Source organism: Streptomyces sp. NPDC041068 (assembly GCF_040647455.1).
In the GTDB taxonomy this organism is placed as follows: Bacteria; Actinomycetota; Actinomycetes; order Streptomycetales; family Streptomycetaceae; genus Streptomyces.
This window is the reverse complement of sequence record NZ_JBEZCG010000010.1, coordinates 260749-275790: the sequence shown is the minus strand read 5'-3', so window position 1 is coordinate 275790 and position 15042 is coordinate 260749. Positions and strand designations below refer to the sequence as shown.

Annotated in this window: 15 protein-coding genes; 7 read left to right on the top strand and 8 right to left on the bottom strand. The window is 73.0% G+C overall.

Annotation, left to right across the window (positions count from 1 at the left end; translation table 11 throughout):
• Positions 1-72 precede the first annotated feature (72 nt).
• Both AB0B50_RS24240 and AB0B50_RS24235 read left to right on the top strand, forming a co-directional pair.
• Entirely contained in the window at positions 73-222 is a 150-nt protein-coding gene (locus AB0B50_RS24240) for a hypothetical protein (RefSeq protein WP_362335509.1), read from the top strand.
• Positions 219-2546, top strand: a complete 2328-nt coding sequence (locus AB0B50_RS24235; protein ID WP_362335506.1) for a protein kinase — start codon at positions 219-221, stop codon at positions 2544-2546. The genes AB0B50_RS24240 and AB0B50_RS24235 overlap by 4 nt, the downstream gene beginning before the upstream one ends.
• A 12-nt stretch (positions 2547-2558) precedes the next feature.
• Here AB0B50_RS24235 and AB0B50_RS24230 read toward each other — a convergent pair whose 3' ends face one another.
• Positions 2559-4022: an alkaline phosphatase PhoX gene (locus AB0B50_RS24230; protein WP_362335503.1), complete on the bottom strand. Its 1464-nt coding sequence runs from the start codon at positions 4020-4022 to the stop codon at positions 2559-2561.
• Between the two features lie 115 nt (positions 4023-4137).
• Here AB0B50_RS24230 and AB0B50_RS24225 point away from each other — a divergent pair, with 115 nt between their 5' ends.
• From AB0B50_RS24225 to AB0B50_RS24210, 4 genes are all read left to right on the top strand, one after another.
• Positions 4138-4908, top strand: a complete 771-nt coding sequence (locus AB0B50_RS24225; RefSeq protein ID WP_362335500.1) for an SDR family oxidoreductase — start codon at positions 4138-4140, stop codon at positions 4906-4908.
• A gap of 178 nt (positions 4909-5086) precedes the next feature.
• Positions 5087-5326 (top strand): hypothetical protein, encoded by a 240-nt coding sequence (locus tag AB0B50_RS24220; RefSeq protein WP_362335497.1) that lies wholly within the window; start codon positions 5087-5089, stop codon positions 5324-5326.
• Positions 5327-5392: 66 nt separating this feature from the next.
• Positions 5393-6556 carry a hypothetical protein gene (locus tag AB0B50_RS24215; RefSeq protein WP_362335494.1) on the top strand — a complete coding sequence of 388 codons (1164 nt, stop codon included), beginning with the start codon at positions 5393-5395 and terminating at the stop codon, positions 6554-6556.
• A 26-nt stretch (positions 6557-6582) separates the two neighbouring features.
• Positions 6583-7038, top strand: a complete 456-nt coding sequence (locus AB0B50_RS24210) for a hypothetical protein (protein ID WP_362335491.1) — start codon at positions 6583-6585, stop codon at positions 7036-7038.
• 119 nt (positions 7039-7157) lie between these two features.
• On the opposite strand, the gene AB0B50_RS24205 is transcribed toward AB0B50_RS24210, so the two are convergent.
• The gene (locus AB0B50_RS24205) at positions 7158-8612 is read right to left on the bottom strand and encodes a hypothetical protein (RefSeq protein ID WP_362335489.1); all 1455 of its coding nucleotides are present in this window, start codon (positions 8610-8612) and stop codon (positions 7158-7160) included.
• A 313-nt stretch (positions 8613-8925) separates the two neighbouring features.
• On the opposite strand from AB0B50_RS24205, the gene AB0B50_RS24200 reads away from it, so the two are divergent.
• Positions 8926-10785, top strand: a complete 1860-nt coding sequence (locus AB0B50_RS24200; protein WP_362335486.1) for an endonuclease/exonuclease/phosphatase family protein — start codon at positions 8926-8928, stop codon at positions 10783-10785.
• Between the two features lie 39 nt (positions 10786-10824).
• Here AB0B50_RS24200 and AB0B50_RS24195 read toward each other — a convergent pair whose 3' ends face one another.
• The 6 genes from AB0B50_RS24195 to AB0B50_RS24170 all read right to left on the bottom strand — a co-directional run bounded on the left by AB0B50_RS24195 (position 10825) and on the right by AB0B50_RS24170 (position 14885).
• Entirely contained in the window at positions 10825-11559 is a 735-nt protein-coding gene (locus tag AB0B50_RS24195) for an SRPBCC domain-containing protein (protein WP_362335483.1), read from the bottom strand.
• Positions 11556-12155: a helix-turn-helix domain-containing protein gene (locus AB0B50_RS24190; RefSeq protein ID WP_362335480.1), complete on the bottom strand. Its 600-nt coding sequence runs from the start codon at positions 12153-12155 to the stop codon at positions 11556-11558. The genes AB0B50_RS24195 and AB0B50_RS24190 overlap by 4 nt, the downstream gene beginning before the upstream one ends.
• 71 nt (positions 12156-12226) lie before the next feature.
• A complete protein-coding gene (locus AB0B50_RS24185; RefSeq protein WP_362335477.1) occupies positions 12227-12964 on the bottom strand; it encodes an antibiotic biosynthesis monooxygenase in 738 nt (245 codons plus the stop codon).
• Positions 12965-13054: 90 nt separating this feature from the next.
• A complete protein-coding gene (locus tag AB0B50_RS24180) occupies positions 13055-13855 on the bottom strand; it encodes an SGNH/GDSL hydrolase family protein (RefSeq protein WP_362335884.1) in 801 nt (266 codons plus the stop codon).
• A 206-nt stretch (positions 13856-14061) separates the two neighbouring features.
• Positions 14062-14730, bottom strand: coding sequence for a hypothetical protein (locus AB0B50_RS24175; protein ID WP_362335474.1), 669 nt, complete (start codon positions 14728-14730; stop codon positions 14062-14064).
• Complete coding sequence (locus AB0B50_RS24170; protein ID WP_362335471.1) at positions 14727-14885, bottom strand: hypothetical protein; 159 nt, start codon at positions 14883-14885, stop codon at positions 14727-14729. The genes AB0B50_RS24175 and AB0B50_RS24170 overlap by 4 nt, the downstream gene beginning before the upstream one ends.
• Positions 14886-15042: the final 157 nt, after the last annotated feature.

Below are 15042 nucleotides of genomic sequence, written 5' to 3'. Positions count from 1 at the left end.
CCCGGCACAAGGGCCCAAACACCTGCGCCCGGACGGAAAGCCGTACGCGGTAGGCGCCCCGGAGACCACCACGTGCCCGCGCCGCCACCCGCGCACGCGCAGAGTGCCGTACGCGGTGACCGGCCCCGAGACGGCCTCGTGACCGCGCCCGGCCCCGCCCGGCAGGTCGGCTCGGAGACCGACGCGGAGACCGGCCCGGAGACCGGACGGGAGACCGTGTGACGGCCGCTCCCCCGTCCGGCAGTCCCCTGCTGCCCAGCGACCCCCGGACGATCGGCGGGCACCGTGTCGTCGGGCGGCTCGGTGCCGGTGGCATGGGGCAGGTCTATCTGGCCCGCAGCCCCGGCGGGCGGCTCGTCGCGGTCAAGACCGTGCACGAACACCTCGCCGCCGACCCGCACTTCAGAGAACGCTTCCGGCGTGAGGCAACCGCCGCGCGGGCCGTCACCGGCGCCCACACGGCCGCCGTGCTCGACGCGGATCCCGACTCGCCGGTCCCCTGGCTCGCCACGGCCTTCCTGCCCGGCATCACCCTGAGCCGTGCCGTGAGCCTCTGCCCGACGTTCGGCGCGGACGCGGTGCGCTCGTTGGGGGCGCACCTCGCGGAGGCCCTGACGAGCATCCACGCGGCGGGCATCGTCCACCGCGACCTCAAACCGTCGAACGTGCTGCTCACCGCCGACGGGCCGCGCGTCATCGACTTCGGCATCTCCCGCGCGGCCGGGACACCCGGCCTCACCGAGGCGGGCGCGATGATCGGCACGCCCGGCTTCATGGCGCCCGAACAGATCGGCGGCGGCGAAGTGGGCCCGGCCACCGACGTGTTCGCGCTCGGCGCGGTCCTCGCGCACGCGGCCAGCGGCGAGCACCCCTTCGGCTCGGGCCCGGTGGCCGTGCTGCTCTACCGCGCCACGCACGAGGAACCGCACCTCGACGGCGTACCGGAGGCGTCGGGCCTGCGCCGCCTCGTCACCGCCTGCCTGGACAAGGACCCCGCACGGCGGCCCTCCGTCGCGGACGTCCTCGCCCGCACGTCGTCCCCGGACGCCCCGCTGTGGTGGCGCGAGGAGCCGCTGCGGTCACTGATCTCCGGCGAGGCGCCCCCACAGAAGAAGTCGCCCCCGCAGAAGAAGCAGGAGGTGTACGACACCACCCGCGCCCTGACCCGCGACCAACACCCCCACCCCGCCGAGCACCCCTACCCCGCCGACCGCCGCCGCCCCCTCGCCCGCCGCACCCTCCTCGGCGCCATCGGCGCCGGTTTCGCGGGCCTCGTCGGCTGGATACTGACCCGGCCGCGGAGCGAGGCGCCCGCGGCCGCGGAGGACGGCCTTCGGCTGGTGACGGCGAAGGGGGCGCGCCGCGCAGGCAAGGCACGGTGGACGCTGACCGCCGAACCGGGCGGCGGCCTCGACGCCTTCCTGCTGTCCGGCTCCACCGTGCTCGTCCACGCCAAGCAGCCCTACACCAGTACGGAAGGACACCTCCGCGCGGTCGCCGCCACGGACGGCGCCCGGCGCTGGCGGGCGGGGACCGGGGCGGACGCGCCGACCTCGTGGGGCGTCGGGCGCGGCATGCTGATCGCCCCCGACCACGTGCCGCGCGCCCTCGCCCTGCGTGACGGCGACCCGTGGGAGCCGAAGGACGCCTGGCCCGGGCCGGTGCGGTGGTTCGCCGCCGCGGGCCGCCGCCTTGTCGCGCTGGTCGAGGGGCAGTCATCGGGCAACGACTTCACCCTGCGGTTCCACACGCTGCCCACGGGTTCGTCGCCCCGGACGGTGAGGACACCCTTCGCCTGGCACCGGCCCGCGGTCTCCGGCTCCACCCTGCTGCTCGCCCCCACCGCAGGCTCGTACACCACGGAGTGCGTCCTCCTCGACGCGGAGACGGGGCGGCAGCGGCCCGTGAAGGAAGGGCCCGGCGGGGACGAGCCGGCGGTGACGGCGCCCGCCACGCTGCCCGCGCGCGGGGGCCGCCCCGCCCGTTTCGCGCTGCTCACCGAGGAGAGCGAGCTGCACCTCCTGGACGTCCGCACCGGAGAGCCCGTCGGCCGCGGGCGCATCGAGGTGACCACGGGGGCGGGCACCACGGCCCTCGGGTACGCCTTCGGCACCGGCCTGCTGCTCGCGGGCGGCCGCCACCTCCTCGGCTTCGACCCGGCCGACGGCAAGGAGCTCTGGCGCTTCGGCACGGCCGGGCTCGACATGAGCTGGCGCAGGCGCGCGGGCGGCGGCCACGCGCCCGTGGCCGCCGACGGCGTCCTGCTGCACTGGACCGACGCGAAGACCCTGCAGGCCATCGATGTCGACAAGGGCAAGGAGCTCTGGCGGACGTCGTTCGACGACACCGCCCGGTGCCCTCCCGCCGTCGGCGGCGGCCTGGTCTACGTCGGCGCGGGCCGCCTGTGCCGGGCTCTGACGCTGCGTGGCGGCGAGCGGCGCGGACAGTGGACCCTGGCCGAGCCCGCCGCCGAGCTCGCCGCCGACGACGACGGCTGGTACGCGCGGTTGGGCGACGCCTCCCTGCGGGCCGTCAACGCGCCCTAGTCGCGCGGCCGCTCAGCGCCTCTGCCGCTTCCACGGCCCCGTGATCGCCAGCATGATGCCGGGCGTCTGGATGTTGGCGTACAGAGTCCTGCCGTCGGGCGAGAACGTGACGCCGGTGAACTCGCTGTACTCGGGCTTCTCCGAGGTGCCCGCGTTGAGTTCGTTGCGGGCGATGGGGTACGTACGTCCGCTCTCGGTCGCCCCGAAGAGGTGCTGAATCCCCTCCCCGTCCTCGGCGATGACCAGGCCGCCGTAGGGCGAGACGGTGATGTTGTCCGGGCCGTCGAAGGCGCCGTCCTTGCCGGGGTCCGGGTTCACGCCGAGCAGCACCTTCAGGGTCAGGGTGCGGCGGCCGGGGTGGTAGAACCACACCTGCCCGTCGTGCGGGACGGGGCTCTCGTCGCGGGCGAAGGAGGCGACGATGTAGGCGCCGCCGTCACCCCACCACATGCCTTCGAGCTTGCGGGCGCGCGTGATGTCGCCGTCGTCGAACTGCTGGCGCACGGGCACGGTCCGCGCGTCGCGGTCGGGCACCTCGACCCAGTCCACGCCGTAGACTGTGCCGATCTTCGTGGCGCGGGACAGGTCGTCGACGAAGCGGCCGCCGGAGTCGTAGCACTTGGGGGCCTTCAGGACGCCCGCGTCGTCGGCGAGGGTGCGCAGCTTGCCGCGGCCGTGCGTGAAGCCGTGCGGCGGAGTCCAGCGGTAGAACAGGCCGTTGGGCCCCGACGCGTCCTCGGTGAGGTAGAGGTGGCCGCGCTTGGGGTCGACGACGACGGCCTCGTGGGCGTAGCGGCCCAGCGCCTTGATGGGCTTGGGGGCGCGGTTCGCGCGCCGATCGAGGGGGTCGACCTCGAAGACGTAGCCGTGGTCCTTGGTCATGCCGTTCTTGCCGGCCTTGTCCTCGGTCTCCTCGCAGGTGAGCCAGGTGCCCCAAGGAGTGCTGCCGCCCGCGCAGTTGGTCGAGGTGCCCGCGATGCCGACCCACTCGGCGACGTGCCCGTCGCGGCGGACCTCGACGACGGTGCAGCCGCCGGACGCCGCGGGGTCGTAGACGAGGCCCTCGGTGAGCGGCACGGGGTGCAGCCACTTGCTGCGGGGGCCGCTCAGCTCGTGGTTGTTGACGAGGAGGGTGGTGCCGCGCGGGCCCGCGAAGGTGGCGGTGCCGTCGTGGTTGGAGGGCGTGAACTCGCCGCTCTCCAGCTTGGTCTTCCCGCTGTGCGTGAGGACGCGGTACGAGAATCCGGCGGGCAGCGCGAGCAGGCCGTCGGGGTCGGGTATCAGGGGGCCGTAGCCGGGGCCGTGGTGGCCGTGATGTCCGTGGTCCCTGGCGTCCTCCGGGTCCTGGACGCCCTCGACGTCCGTCGCGGCGAGGGCGCCGGGGGCCGTGGCGAGCGCGCCGACGCTGCCGACCAGGGCGACCCCCGCGCCGGTGAACGCGGAGCGTCTGGCGAAGTCCCTGCGGGTGAGCGACATGGTTTCTCCTGAGGCGCGAGGGTGGCTGCGTACGACCGGGCTGCTGTCGGCGCCACCGTCCCGCTCGCGTATAAACGGCGGTTGAACACCGTTCGACGTCGAGGGGCTTCCTTCCATGAACCTGCCGACCATCGGTCGCCGTGTCCTGATCAGCGGGGCCTCCCGGGGCCTCGGCCGCGCGCTCGCCCGAGCCTTCGCGGAGAACGGCGACCGGGTCGCCGTGCACTACGGCTCGCGCGAGGAGGAGGCGCGGGCGACGCTCGCCTCGCTGAGCGGCGAGGGGCACGTCCTGGTGGGCGGGGACCTGTCGGACCCGGCGGGCGCGGCGGACGTCGCGGGGCGCGCGGCCGAGGGCCTTGGCGGCGGCATCGACGTCCTGGTGAACAACGCCGCCGTGAACCTTCCGCACCCCCTCGCCGACACGTCGTACGACGACTGGGCCGCCCTGTGGCAGCGGCACGTCTCGGTCAACCTGCTCGCCACCGCGAATCTCAGCCATCTCGCGGCCCGCCGCATGATCGACCAGGGGACGGGTGGCCGGATCGTGAACATCGGCTCGCGCGGCGCGTTCCGTGGCGAGCCGGACCACCCGGCCTACGGCGCGACGAAGGCGGCGGTGCACGCGCTCGGCCAGTCGCTCGCCGTGTCGCTGGCGCCGCACGGGATCGCAGTGGCGTCGGTGGCCCCCGGTTTCTTCGAGACGGAACGGGTCGCGCACCGTCTCGGCGGCGCCGAGGGCGAGGCGATCCGCGCACAGAGCCCCTTCGGACGGGCCGGGACGGCGGAGGAGATCGCGGCGGCGGTGCTGTGGCTGGCGTCGCCGGTGGCCGAGTGGGCTTCGGGGACGGTGCTCGACCTCAACGGGGCTTCCCACCTTCGTACGTGAAGAGACTTCCGTACGTGAAGAGACTCCCGTACGCGAAGAGACTTCGTAAACAAGGTCAACAGGAGCGGATCGCCAGCAAAGCGAAGAATCAACGCAGAACACCTTGACCCGCGATGCACACCGCAATAGACATCACCTACGTGCAGCGCCGCACCACCCGCACGGGGAGGCGAGCCGAGTGGACGCACAGCAGGCACGCAGCCTCCATGAGGGCCGGCTGATGAAGCTGGCCAATGTCACCGGAGTCGGCACCGGGAGGGACGAACACTCGGGTCAGGACGTGATCGTCGTCTTTGTCACCCACCGAGTGCCCCGTGACCGCCTCCGCGACGAAGACGTGGTTCCGCACGTGCTCGAAGGTGTCCCCGTACGCGTGCTCGCCATCGGCGAAGTCGACGCGCAGGACGGCGGGGCGTAGCGAGAGCGACGCACGGGCACGGCGCGGAACTCCCACCCTTCAAAGGGGAAGAGGTGGTCTGGCGTGGTGAGCCAGCCCGAACTGATGCGAGGACCCACCGGCGGTCAGCTGAGCGACAGCTCCCGCCAACAGGCGACGTCCGACTTCCTGCGGCCCCAGCAGCCGCTGGCCAATGTCGTCGGCTTCGGCCACGGCGTGAAGTGGTCCGACGGACAGCCCACCGGCGAACCCGCCGTGCTGGTGTTCGTCACCCAGAAGGTCCCGGAGTCCATGCTCCCGGAGCGGGACGTCGTCCCGCGCCAGATGGACGACGGCACCCCGACCGATGTCGTCGCGGTGGGCCACATCGCGGCGCAGCGCCAGCAGAGCAGGGCCGGCGGCCGCCGCGCCGACGACCGCGCCTCGGTGACGTACGGCCCCGACGGCAGCGTCAGCGAACAGCTCGCGGGCCTCGGCCAGCCGCAGCTCGAAGAGCTCGCGGGGCGCGGCGCGTTCGAGCCGCAGCTCCTCAAGCGCCGTATGCGCCCGTGCCCCTCCGGCTTCTCGGTCGGCAACGTCCGGGTGACCGCGGGCACGCTCGGCAGCGTGGTCTACGACTTCCTGCCCGGTGCCTCCGTCGACCCGCCCGGCGCCGGACTCGGCGTCCCGGCGAAGTTCTACATCCTCTCCAACAACCACGTGCTCGCCGACTCCAACCGGGCGCAGCTGGGCAGCGCGATCGTGCAGCCCGGCGTCTTCGACGGCGGGCAGGACCCGGCGGACCGCATCGCGACACTGGACCGCTTCATCACCATCCAGTTCGCCCCGCAGATCCCGCTGGAGCGGCACAACAACGTCGTGGACGCGGCGCTCGGCGCGGTCGACTTCCAGGACGCGACGCGTGAGACGTACTTCAGCGGTGCGCCGCGCGCCTGGCGCCGCAAGGCCAATGTGGCCGTCGGCGACCTGGTGAAGAAGACCGGCAGGACGACGAACATCAGCTTCGGCCGGATCATCTCGGTCGACGCGACGATCGACGTCAACTACGGCACGGCGGGCACGGCCCGCTTCAAGGACCAGATCCTGACGACGAACATCTCGGCGGGCGGCGACTCCGGTTCGCTGGTCACCTCGCAGGACGACGTCGCGCTGGGCCTGCTCTTCGCCGGTTCCTCGACCGTGACCGTGCTCAACCACATCGAGAACGTCCGCGCGCTGCTGCGCGTGGAGATCGCCGAGCTGCTGGCCTGACGGTCAGGACGGAAGGAGGGTTTCCCATGACCACTCAGGCACGTAAGCAGAAGGGCGGCCAGTCGCGGATGTCGGAGCACCGCTTCCACAACCCGCAGGGTGCCGAGGTCAAGACGCGTGACGAGGCGTTCGCCTCACCGATGGCCGAGGTGTCGGCCGAGGCCCTGTCGACGGACTGCAAGCTGACGCTGCACGCCGGCGCCGTCACGTTCGCCATCGAGGTGAAGTACAACCCCAACACCTATCCGCACGTGGTGACCGGCGGACAGATCACCTCCGGCATCTGCGGCGCCCCGTGGGACATCACGGGCGGCTTCATCGGCGACACGATGCGGCTGGACGCGAAGCGGGCCGGGCAGGGTTCGTGCGCGAACACGATCACGATCGTGGGCGAGTACCAGAATCCTCCGGCGTACCGGGGTACGTACGGCTTCGACGGCGCCACGTCGTCGTTCAAGCACACGACACGCTACGAGTGCTGACGCCTCCGGCACGGTGAGCAGAACCGGGCGGGCCTCGTTGCGAGGCCCGCCCGGCCGCTGTCGATCGCCCTTCGGGCTCGTCCTCAAACGCCGGACGGGCTTTCCAGCCCTGCTGCGCTCTAGCCCTGCTGCGACCTGGCCTTGAAGGCCGCCTTGCGGGCCTGCTTCGCCACCTTCTTGTCGGGGTGCAGGCGGCCCATCGCCTCCAGGACGTCCGCGGTGGCCGGGTGCTCGACCCGCCACGCCGTGTCGAAGAAGCCGCTGTGCTGCTGCGCGAGACCCTCGACCAGGCCCTGCAGCTCGTCCGAGTTGCCCTCGGCGGCGAGCTGCGCGGCGATCGTGTCGATGGTCAGCCAGAAGACGAGCGCCTCGGACGGCGCGGGCACGTCCGTGGCGCCGTGCTCGGCGAGCCACACCCGGGCCAGGCCCCCGAGCTCCGGGTCGTCGAGGACGTCGCGCAGCGCGGGCTCCGCCTCGTCGCCGACCAGGGAGAGCGCCTGCTGGCAGCGGAGCCTGCGCAGCGGCGCGCCCTCGTCGCCGCCGCGCGCGGCGGTCAGCAACTCCCGTGCGGCGTCCAGCGGTTCGTGGCGGGCGAGCCACTGCTCGATCTCCGCTTGAGCCGCGGCCTGCGGGAAGCCGGAGGTGCCGTCGAGCAGGGCGTCCGCGCCCTTGTCCGCGAGGTCGCCGACGGCGGGCGCGTCGACGCCGGCCTCCAGCATCCGGGCGCGGATGCCGTACAGGCCGAGGGGGGTGAGCCGCACCATGCCGTAGCGGCTGACGTCCTCGTCGTCGGGGGCGGGCGCGTCGGCCGCGGTCTCGTCGTCGATGTCGGCCATGAGCGCCTCGTCGACCGGCTGGTACTCGACGAGGCCGAGCGGCTCGAAGAGCCGGAACTGGTCGTCGAGCTTCATCATCGCGTCCGACACCTGCTCCAGGATGTCGTCCGTGGGCTCGCCCATGTCGTCGGGGACGATCATCGAGGCGGCGAGCGCGGGCAGCGGCACCGGCTCCTCGCCCGCCGCGCCATCGCCCACGGTGAGCAGGTAGAGGTTGCCGAGGACGCCGTCCAGGAAGTCGGCCTCGGCCTGCGGGTCCCAGCCGAGCTCGGAGAAGTCGACCTCGCCGTTCTCCTCCAGGACGTCGAGGAGGTCCTCCATGTCGGGCACGGTGGCGTCCGCGTACACGGTGTCCAGGGCGCCCAGCCAGATGCCGAGGACGTCCTGCGGGCTGCCGCCGGAGAGCGCGGCGAGGTCCTCGCCCTGGGTGACGGTGCCTTCGCCGCCCTCCTCCTCGGCGTCGGTGACCTCGACGAGGCCGGTGTCCACGGCGACCCGCCAGGCCTCGCTCGCGTACGCGGCCGCGTCCGGATCGTCCGCGTCCAGGCCCAGCTCGGCGGCGGCCGCCGGAAGCTGTGCGTCGACGAGCTCGCCGCCCGCGCCGACCCGGGTGTCGGGGCCGGCCCAGCGGGCGAGCCGCACGGCGCGGGAGAGCAGGGGCGTGGCGAGCGCGGCCCGCGCGAGCTCCGCTTCGGAGTGCAGCAGCACCGGCGGCAGGGTGGCGGGGCTTACGGACATCGACTGGTTCTCCTCGGGCGGATGGGGTCTCCCCTGCTCGAGCGCGGCCGAGAGCTTGGGGATGGCTTGGCAAGGCGCAAGCCTAGACGGATTTGGCACCATGCCGCCCGGTTCATGTCCCTGTCAGAAAACGTACAGCGGTTGAACACCTCGACAACCTTGACAACTGCCCTGGTCACACAAGAGATTGACGCGCGTAGAGCGCCCGCTCGGGCCCCGCACCGCCGCATCGTCCCCTCACTGCTGCTCTCTCACTCTGTTCTCTCACCCTGTTCTCTCACTCTGTTCCCTCACCCTCACCCGGAGTTTCCTGATGTCGCACATACCGACGCCCCGCGTACCGAGATCCGCCGCCGTCGGCGCCGTCGTCGCCACCGCACTCGCCGCCGGGCTGCTCACGGCCACCTCGTCCACCGCGTCGGCCGATGCCGTCGCCGTCCACGACATCCAGGGCACCACGCGTACGTCGCCGCTCGCGGGGCAGCAGGTCGGCGATGTCGCGGGCATCGTGACGGGCGTGCGCGGCTACGGCTCCAAGGGCTTCTGGATCCAGTCCGCGGACGGCACGGCCGACGCGGACCCGGCCACCAGCGAGGCGGTCTTCGTCTTCACGGGATCGGCGCCGCTCACCGTGAAGCCGGGCGACGCCGTGCGGGTCTCCGGGACCGTCGGCGAGTACGTCCCCGGGGGCGCGAACTCCGGCAACCAGTCCCTCACCCAGATCACCAAGCCGACGGTGACCGTGGAGTCGTCCGGCAACGCGCTGCCGAAGCCCGTCACGATCGGCGCGAAGTCCGTGCCCTCCGCGTACGCGCCCGCCGGTGACCCCGCCCAGGGAGGCAGCATCAACTCCCTTCCGCTGAAGCCCCGTTCGTACGCCCTGGACCTGTACGAGTCGCTGGAGGGCATGAACGTACGTGTCGGCGGCTCGCGCGTGGTCGGCGCGACCGACGCGTACAACGAGCTGTGGGTGACGGTGAAGCCCCACGAGAACCGCAACCGGCGCGGCGGCACCGTCTACGGCTCCTACGGCGCGCAGAACGGCGGACGGCTGCAGATCCAGCAGCTCGCCCCCGTCTCCGAGAAGCCGTTCCCCAAGGCGAACGTCGGCGACGTCCTGACCGGCGGCGCCGAAGGCCCCCTGGACTTCAACCAGTTCGGCGGCTACACCCTGGTGGCCCGCGAGCTCGGCGAGGTCGCCGACAAGGGCCTGGTGCGCGAGAAGACGCGTCGGCAGGCCAAGGGCGAGCTGGCCGTGGCCACGTACAACGTCGAGAACCTCGACCCGACAGACCCGCAGAAGAAGTTCGACGCGCTGGCCTCGGCCGTCGTCTCGAACCTCTCCTCGCCCGACATCGTCGCCCTGGAGGAGATCCAGGACGACAACGGCGCGAAGAACGACGGCACGGTCTCCGCGGGCCAGACCCTGAAGAAGTTCACGGACGCGATCGTCGCCGCGGGCGGGCCGCGCTACGAGTGGCGCTCCGTCGACCCGGCGAACAACAAGGACGGCGGCGAGCCCGGCGGCAACATCCGTCAGGTCTTCCTCTTCAACCCCGAGCGGGTCTCGTTCACGGACCGCGCGCCCGGCGACGCGACGACGCCCACCGAGGTCGTGCGCCAGGGCAAGCGGGCCGCGCTGAGCCACTCCCCCGGCCGCGTCGACCCCGCGAACACCGCCTGGGCGGACAGCCGCAAGCCGCTGGCCGGCGAGTTCGTCTTCCGCGGGCGCACGGTCTTCGTGATCGCCAACCACTTCGGGTCCAAGGGCGGCGACGAGGGCCTGACCTCGCACCACCAGCCGCCGGTGCGCTCCTCGGAGGCCAAGCGGCTCCAGCAGGCACAGGCCGTGAACGGCTTCGTGAAGGACATCCGCAAGGTCCAGCGGAACGCCGACGTCGTCGTGCTCGGCGACATCAACGACTTCGAGTTCTCGGCGACCACCAAGGCCCTGGAGGACGGCGGCGCCCTGCGCTCGGCCACCGGGTCGCTGCCGAGGAGCGAGCGTTACTCGTACGTCTACCAGGGCAACTCGCAGGTCCTCGACCAGATCCTGACCAGCCCCGGCGTGGGCGACGCGGACGACTTCTCCTACGACAGCGTGCACATCAACGCGGAGTTCGCGGAGCAGAACAGCGACCACGACCCGCAGGTGCTGCGCTTCAGGCCGTAGCACGCGAGGCACCGGCCGCGACGGACCGGCCGGGCCGCCTCAGCCGTAGAGGTGGTCCAGCCAGTCCTGCCACGCCAGTTCGGTGCGCTTGGCGTCCGCGTGCGGGCCGAAGTCGTGGACGCAGACGCCCACCGGGGCGCCGGAGCGGTTGCGGCCGAAGAAGCGGTGCAGGGCGTCGTCCGTGCGCAGCCCGATGAAGTACGGGCTGCGGAAGTCGATCACCGCGTCCAGCTCCTCGACGGGCGCGTCCACGCGGACGCGGGCGCCTTCGGACGCGTCGTCGGGCAGACCGAGGGCGCGGGCGAGCATCACGAAGGAGTCCGGTGCGGTGGAGGCGGCCGGGCCGTTGAGGGCGGAGTAGGCGACGGGGCGGCCCGCGAAGTACGCCATGTACTGGCGCAGGGTGTGCAGATGGAAGTCGGTGTGCCGGGCGACCCCGTCGTACCGCGCCTCCCAGTCGTCGACGAAGACGCCGCTGCGCACATAGCGCAGCCAGGAGCGGCGGCCGCCGTCGCGGGGCTCGATGGTGTGGTCGAGCTGGTCGAAGGTCTGCCCCGCCACCCTGTCCGGGTCCTCGACGCGGGCGGTGAGGCGGTGGGGCGGGTCCCAGCGGGTGACGGTGCCGCCGGAGGGGGCGGCACCGCCCTCGCGGGGCTCGTACGCCATGGGGCGCAGCCAGCCGCCTGTGCCGGTGGTGAGCGCGTCCCAGAGCTCCGCCGGGGAGCCCTCGACCTCGATCTCCCTGGCGATCTCGAACTCCTTGCCACGGCTCATGCCGACTCCCTGTACGGGCCGATGGACGGGTGGAGGGCCACCACCAGGCGGTGGTCGCGGCCGCGCCGGCCCTCGGGGGCCCCGTGCGCGTGGATCAGGGTGCCGACCGCGGCGGCCAGCTCCTCGGCGAACGCCGTCCGGTCCGCCGCGGAGGCGAACCGCACCTCGCCGTCCAACGCGAAGGTGACCGGCCGCCGTCGCGCCCGCGCCGCCAGGGCGAGCAGCGTCCCGACGTCCCGCACCAGGCACGCGGCCACCGCGAGCAGCCACCGCGCGGACCACGGGTCCCTGGCCCGCTCCGGGTCGGGCTGCAGGGCAGCAAGGGCCAGCGGCGAGATGACGTACGACGCCGCGCGGGCCCGCATCAGCCGCTCGGTCACATTGCCCCTGTGCCGCTCCCCCGCGAGCTCGACGAGGCCGTGCCGCTCCAGGGCTCTGAGGTGGTAGTTCACCTTCTGCCGGGGCAGTCCGACGCGGCCCGCCAGCATCGCCGCCGAGGCGGGGCCCGCCGTCAGCTCGGCGAGCAGCCGTGCCCTGGTGGGATCGAGCGACGCTGCCGCGGCCGCCGGGTCCTCGATGGCGGTGACGTCCAGCATGGCTCCACCGTCCCGCCGACAACTATTGCTGTCCAGGCGGACGGGGCCGGGGGCGGCACGGCGCCGGGAAATTACGCCTGGCTCGGTACGAAGCCGTAGGCGAACCGGTACCGGGCGACCGCTCCATCGGCGACGACCCCGGGGAACTCCTGCACGCGCCGCCACTGCGGCGTGGGCGACCCCACCCCTTCGCCGGCCGCGGCGAGCGCGTCGATGTGGGCCTGCTCGGACTCCCACTCCGCGTAGTTGACGACCCGCGTGCCGTCCGTGCTGACGTGGAAGTGCGCGGAGTACAGCGCGCGGCCCTCGGCGGGGTCACTGTCCAGGGCGTCGACGACTCCGTCCACCCAGGCGCGCTGCCGGTCGGCGTCCGGCCCGTCGAAGTCGACCTGCACGATCACGATCGCGCCGGGCTCGCGCCCCTCGCGCCCGCGCCCGTCGGTCCAACTGCGGTACAGGCGCGTCTTGTTGAGCCCGAGGCGCTCGACCCCCGGCACGGCCGCGTCGATCTCTGTGTTCCGCGCGTCCCTGCCGTTCGCGGCGCTCGCGAAGAACTCCTCGTACGCCTCCTCGTCCCGCCACTGCGAGTGGTGCAGGACCGTCGAGCCGTCGGAGCCGGCGTACACCGTGTACGAGAGCAGTCCCTCGTGCGGCCAGGGGCGGGTCTCCCAGGCCTTCGCGATGGCGTCCAGGGTGGCGCGCTGCCGGTCGGGCGAGCCGGTGCTCCAGGTGCTGATGAAGGTGAGGCCCCCGTCGGCGCGGGCCGGGTCCGGGTGCGTGCCGGTGCTGAGGGTGGTGGTCGCAGACATGGCGGGTCCGTCCGTCTCGGTCGAAGTCGGGTCCCGGAGCGGATGCCGCTCCGTGCACGCACCACGTTCCGGCCTCAACCATGCTTCAGGTCAAGCCCGTTCGTGATCCGGCGCGACGACCGCCTCGAGGGCGGGGCGCTTGGCCGCGCGTCCGTCCCCCGAGGAACGCCCCCGCACCCGCCGCCACATCCACGGCCCCATGAACCCCGCGAACCAGCGCGCCTCCGCCGTCACCGCACCGAACACGGAGACCGGGGCCAGCGGCGGCAGCGGCCTCAGCCAGCTGTCGTGCCCGGACAGGCCGAGCGCCTCCGCCATCCCCGCGGCGATCCTGGCGTGGCCGAGCGGGCTCGCGTGCATGCGGTCCCTGCTCCACAGCCGCGGGTCGGTGGTGATCCGGTGCGGGAACGTGTCGAACACGATCACGCCGTGCCGGTCGGCGGCCGCGCGGATGCGGGCGTTCAGGTCCAGGACGCGGGGCAGCGCGCGCCGCGCGAGCGGGGAGATCCGCCCGATGTCCGGGAAGGTCACGGTGGCCACGCGCGCACCCGCCCCGGTGAGCTCGGTGAACATCTCCTCGACGTCGGCGGCGACCCGCGCGGCGTCGAAGCCCGGCCTCACCAGGTCGTTCATGCCCGCCATGACGGTCACGAGATCCGGCTTGAGGGCGAGGGCGGGCCCCAGCTGCTCCGCCTTGATCCGTGCCGTCAGGCGCCCGCGCACGGCGAGGTTGGCGTACGTGAAGTCCGGGTGGCCCGCGGCCAGGATCTCGGCGAGCCGGTCGGCCCAGCCTCGGTAGCCCCGGCGTTCGTCGCCGTCCCCGACCCCCTCCGTCTGGCTGTCGCCGATCGCGACGTAGCGCGCGTACGGATGATGCTGCGTCGTGGTCATGGGCCGAGCTTGCTCCGGGTGCCGGGCCCCGTCAACGCGGGCCAGGCACCGGCTGCCGGGGGCTCCCAACAGGTGGCCGCCGCCGTCGACGAGCAGTACTTCCCCGGTGATGTACGAGGCGTTGGCGAGGTCGACCACCGCCTCGGCGATGTCCTCGGGGCGCCCCACACGGCCCTGCGGGCCCGCAGGGCACCGCCCCGGGCGCACTACCCCCGATCGTCGTCCTTGGTGATGCGGCCCAACTCGCTCTGGAACCAGTCGAGTCGCGCCTGCAGCAGCGCCGCCTCGGCCATCAGCTCGGGCATCCCGAGCCCCGGCAGACCGCCCGCGGACACTGTCGGAGCCGCGGCCACGACCCTCAGCCCCTCCCCCGCGAGCCGCGCGAACTCCACGACGGACACGGCGGGGCGCGTGCCCCTGCACCGCTCGCACGCCGACTCGACGCCCCACCACCCCGGCCTGCCCCACCCGCCGTCGGCGAGCAGCGAGGCCGCCGTGCCGCAGTCGCAGGGCGGCACCGTCGCGGTGCGCACCCGCTGCCTGGCGTACCGGAAGCCGCGTTCGAAGCGGATGTACGCGCCGAGCACCGTCACTTCGAGCAGGGCGGCCTTGCGGTGCTCCGCGGTGCACAGGAGCCCCGCCGCGGTGGTGCGGTCGTGCACGCAGTGGAAGCCGCAGTCGCAGCGGCGGTGCGGGGCGCGGTGCCGCCTGCCGTAGACGCAGCCCGCCTCGTCGAGGACTCCGTACGGCAGGCCCGCGCCGAGGGAGACGCCGGTGAACCCGGCCCGGGTGCCGTCCTGGGACAGCACCGGGCGGGCGATCTTGTATCCGGTCGGCGGCTCCTTCGGGCGTTCCTCGGGGAGCCGCAGCCTCATCGGGCCGCCGCGGCCTCGACCGGCAGGGGCTCCTCGACCGACTCCGTGGCCCGCGGCCCCGGTTCGGGCACGGACGTCCCGTACTCCTGCGACTGCTCGTCGCGCAGCGGCTGCTCTTCGGCGATACCGGTGGCGAGTGCCTTGCCGAGCCTCATGACGCCTCCTAGGGACCGACTGTTCCGCCATGGTGGCCCATACAGGGGCGAGTTGGCACCCGTACCCGTCCCCGTACGTCCAGCTTCCCGTCCGCGCCCCCGGAGTCGACCTCTTAGCATTGCTGCGCTTTACCTCGTAGGAGAATTAAGTGGAGCT

Excerpts from the sequence above, each read along its gene's own strand:
- AB0B50_RS24190 (WP_362335480.1), bottom strand. The coding sequence starts at position 12,155 with ATGCTGGACGTCACCGCCATCGAGGACCCGGCGGCCGCGGCAGCGTCG.
- AB0B50_RS24225 (WP_362335500.1), top strand. The coding sequence starts at position 4,138 with ATGAACCTGCCGACCATCGGTCGCCGTGTCCTGATCAGCGGGGCCTCC.
- AB0B50_RS24195 (WP_362335483.1), bottom strand. The coding sequence starts at position 11,559 with ATGAGCCGTGGCAAGGAGTTCGAGATCGCCAGGGAGATCGAGGTCGAG.
- AB0B50_RS24210 (WP_362335491.1), top strand. The coding sequence starts at position 6,583 with ATGACCACTCAGGCACGTAAGCAGAAGGGCGGCCAGTCGCGGATGTCG.
- AB0B50_RS24205 (WP_362335489.1), bottom strand. The coding sequence starts at position 8,612 with ATGTCCGTAAGCCCCGCCACCCTGCCGCCGGTGCTGCTGCACTCCGAA.
- AB0B50_RS24180 (WP_362335884.1), bottom strand. The coding sequence starts at position 13,855 with ATGACCACGACGCAGCATCATCCGTACGCGCGCTACGTCGCGATCGGC.
- AB0B50_RS24230 (WP_362335503.1), bottom strand. The coding sequence starts at position 4,022 with ATGTCGCTCACCCGCAGGGACTTCGCCAGACGCTCCGCGTTCACCGGC.
- AB0B50_RS24200 (WP_362335486.1), top strand. The coding sequence starts at position 8,926 with ATGTCGCACATACCGACGCCCCGCGTACCGAGATCCGCCGCCGTCGGC.
- AB0B50_RS24175 (WP_362335474.1), bottom strand. The coding sequence starts at position 14,730 with ATGAGGCTGCGGCTCCCCGAGGAACGCCCGAAGGAGCCGCCGACCGGA.
- AB0B50_RS24185 (WP_362335477.1), bottom strand. The coding sequence starts at position 12,964 with ATGTCTGCGACCACCACCCTCAGCACCGGCACGCACCCGGACCCGGCC.
- AB0B50_RS24170 (WP_362335471.1), bottom strand. The coding sequence starts at position 14,885 with ATGAGGCTCGGCAAGGCACTCGCCACCGGTATCGCCGAAGAGCAGCCG.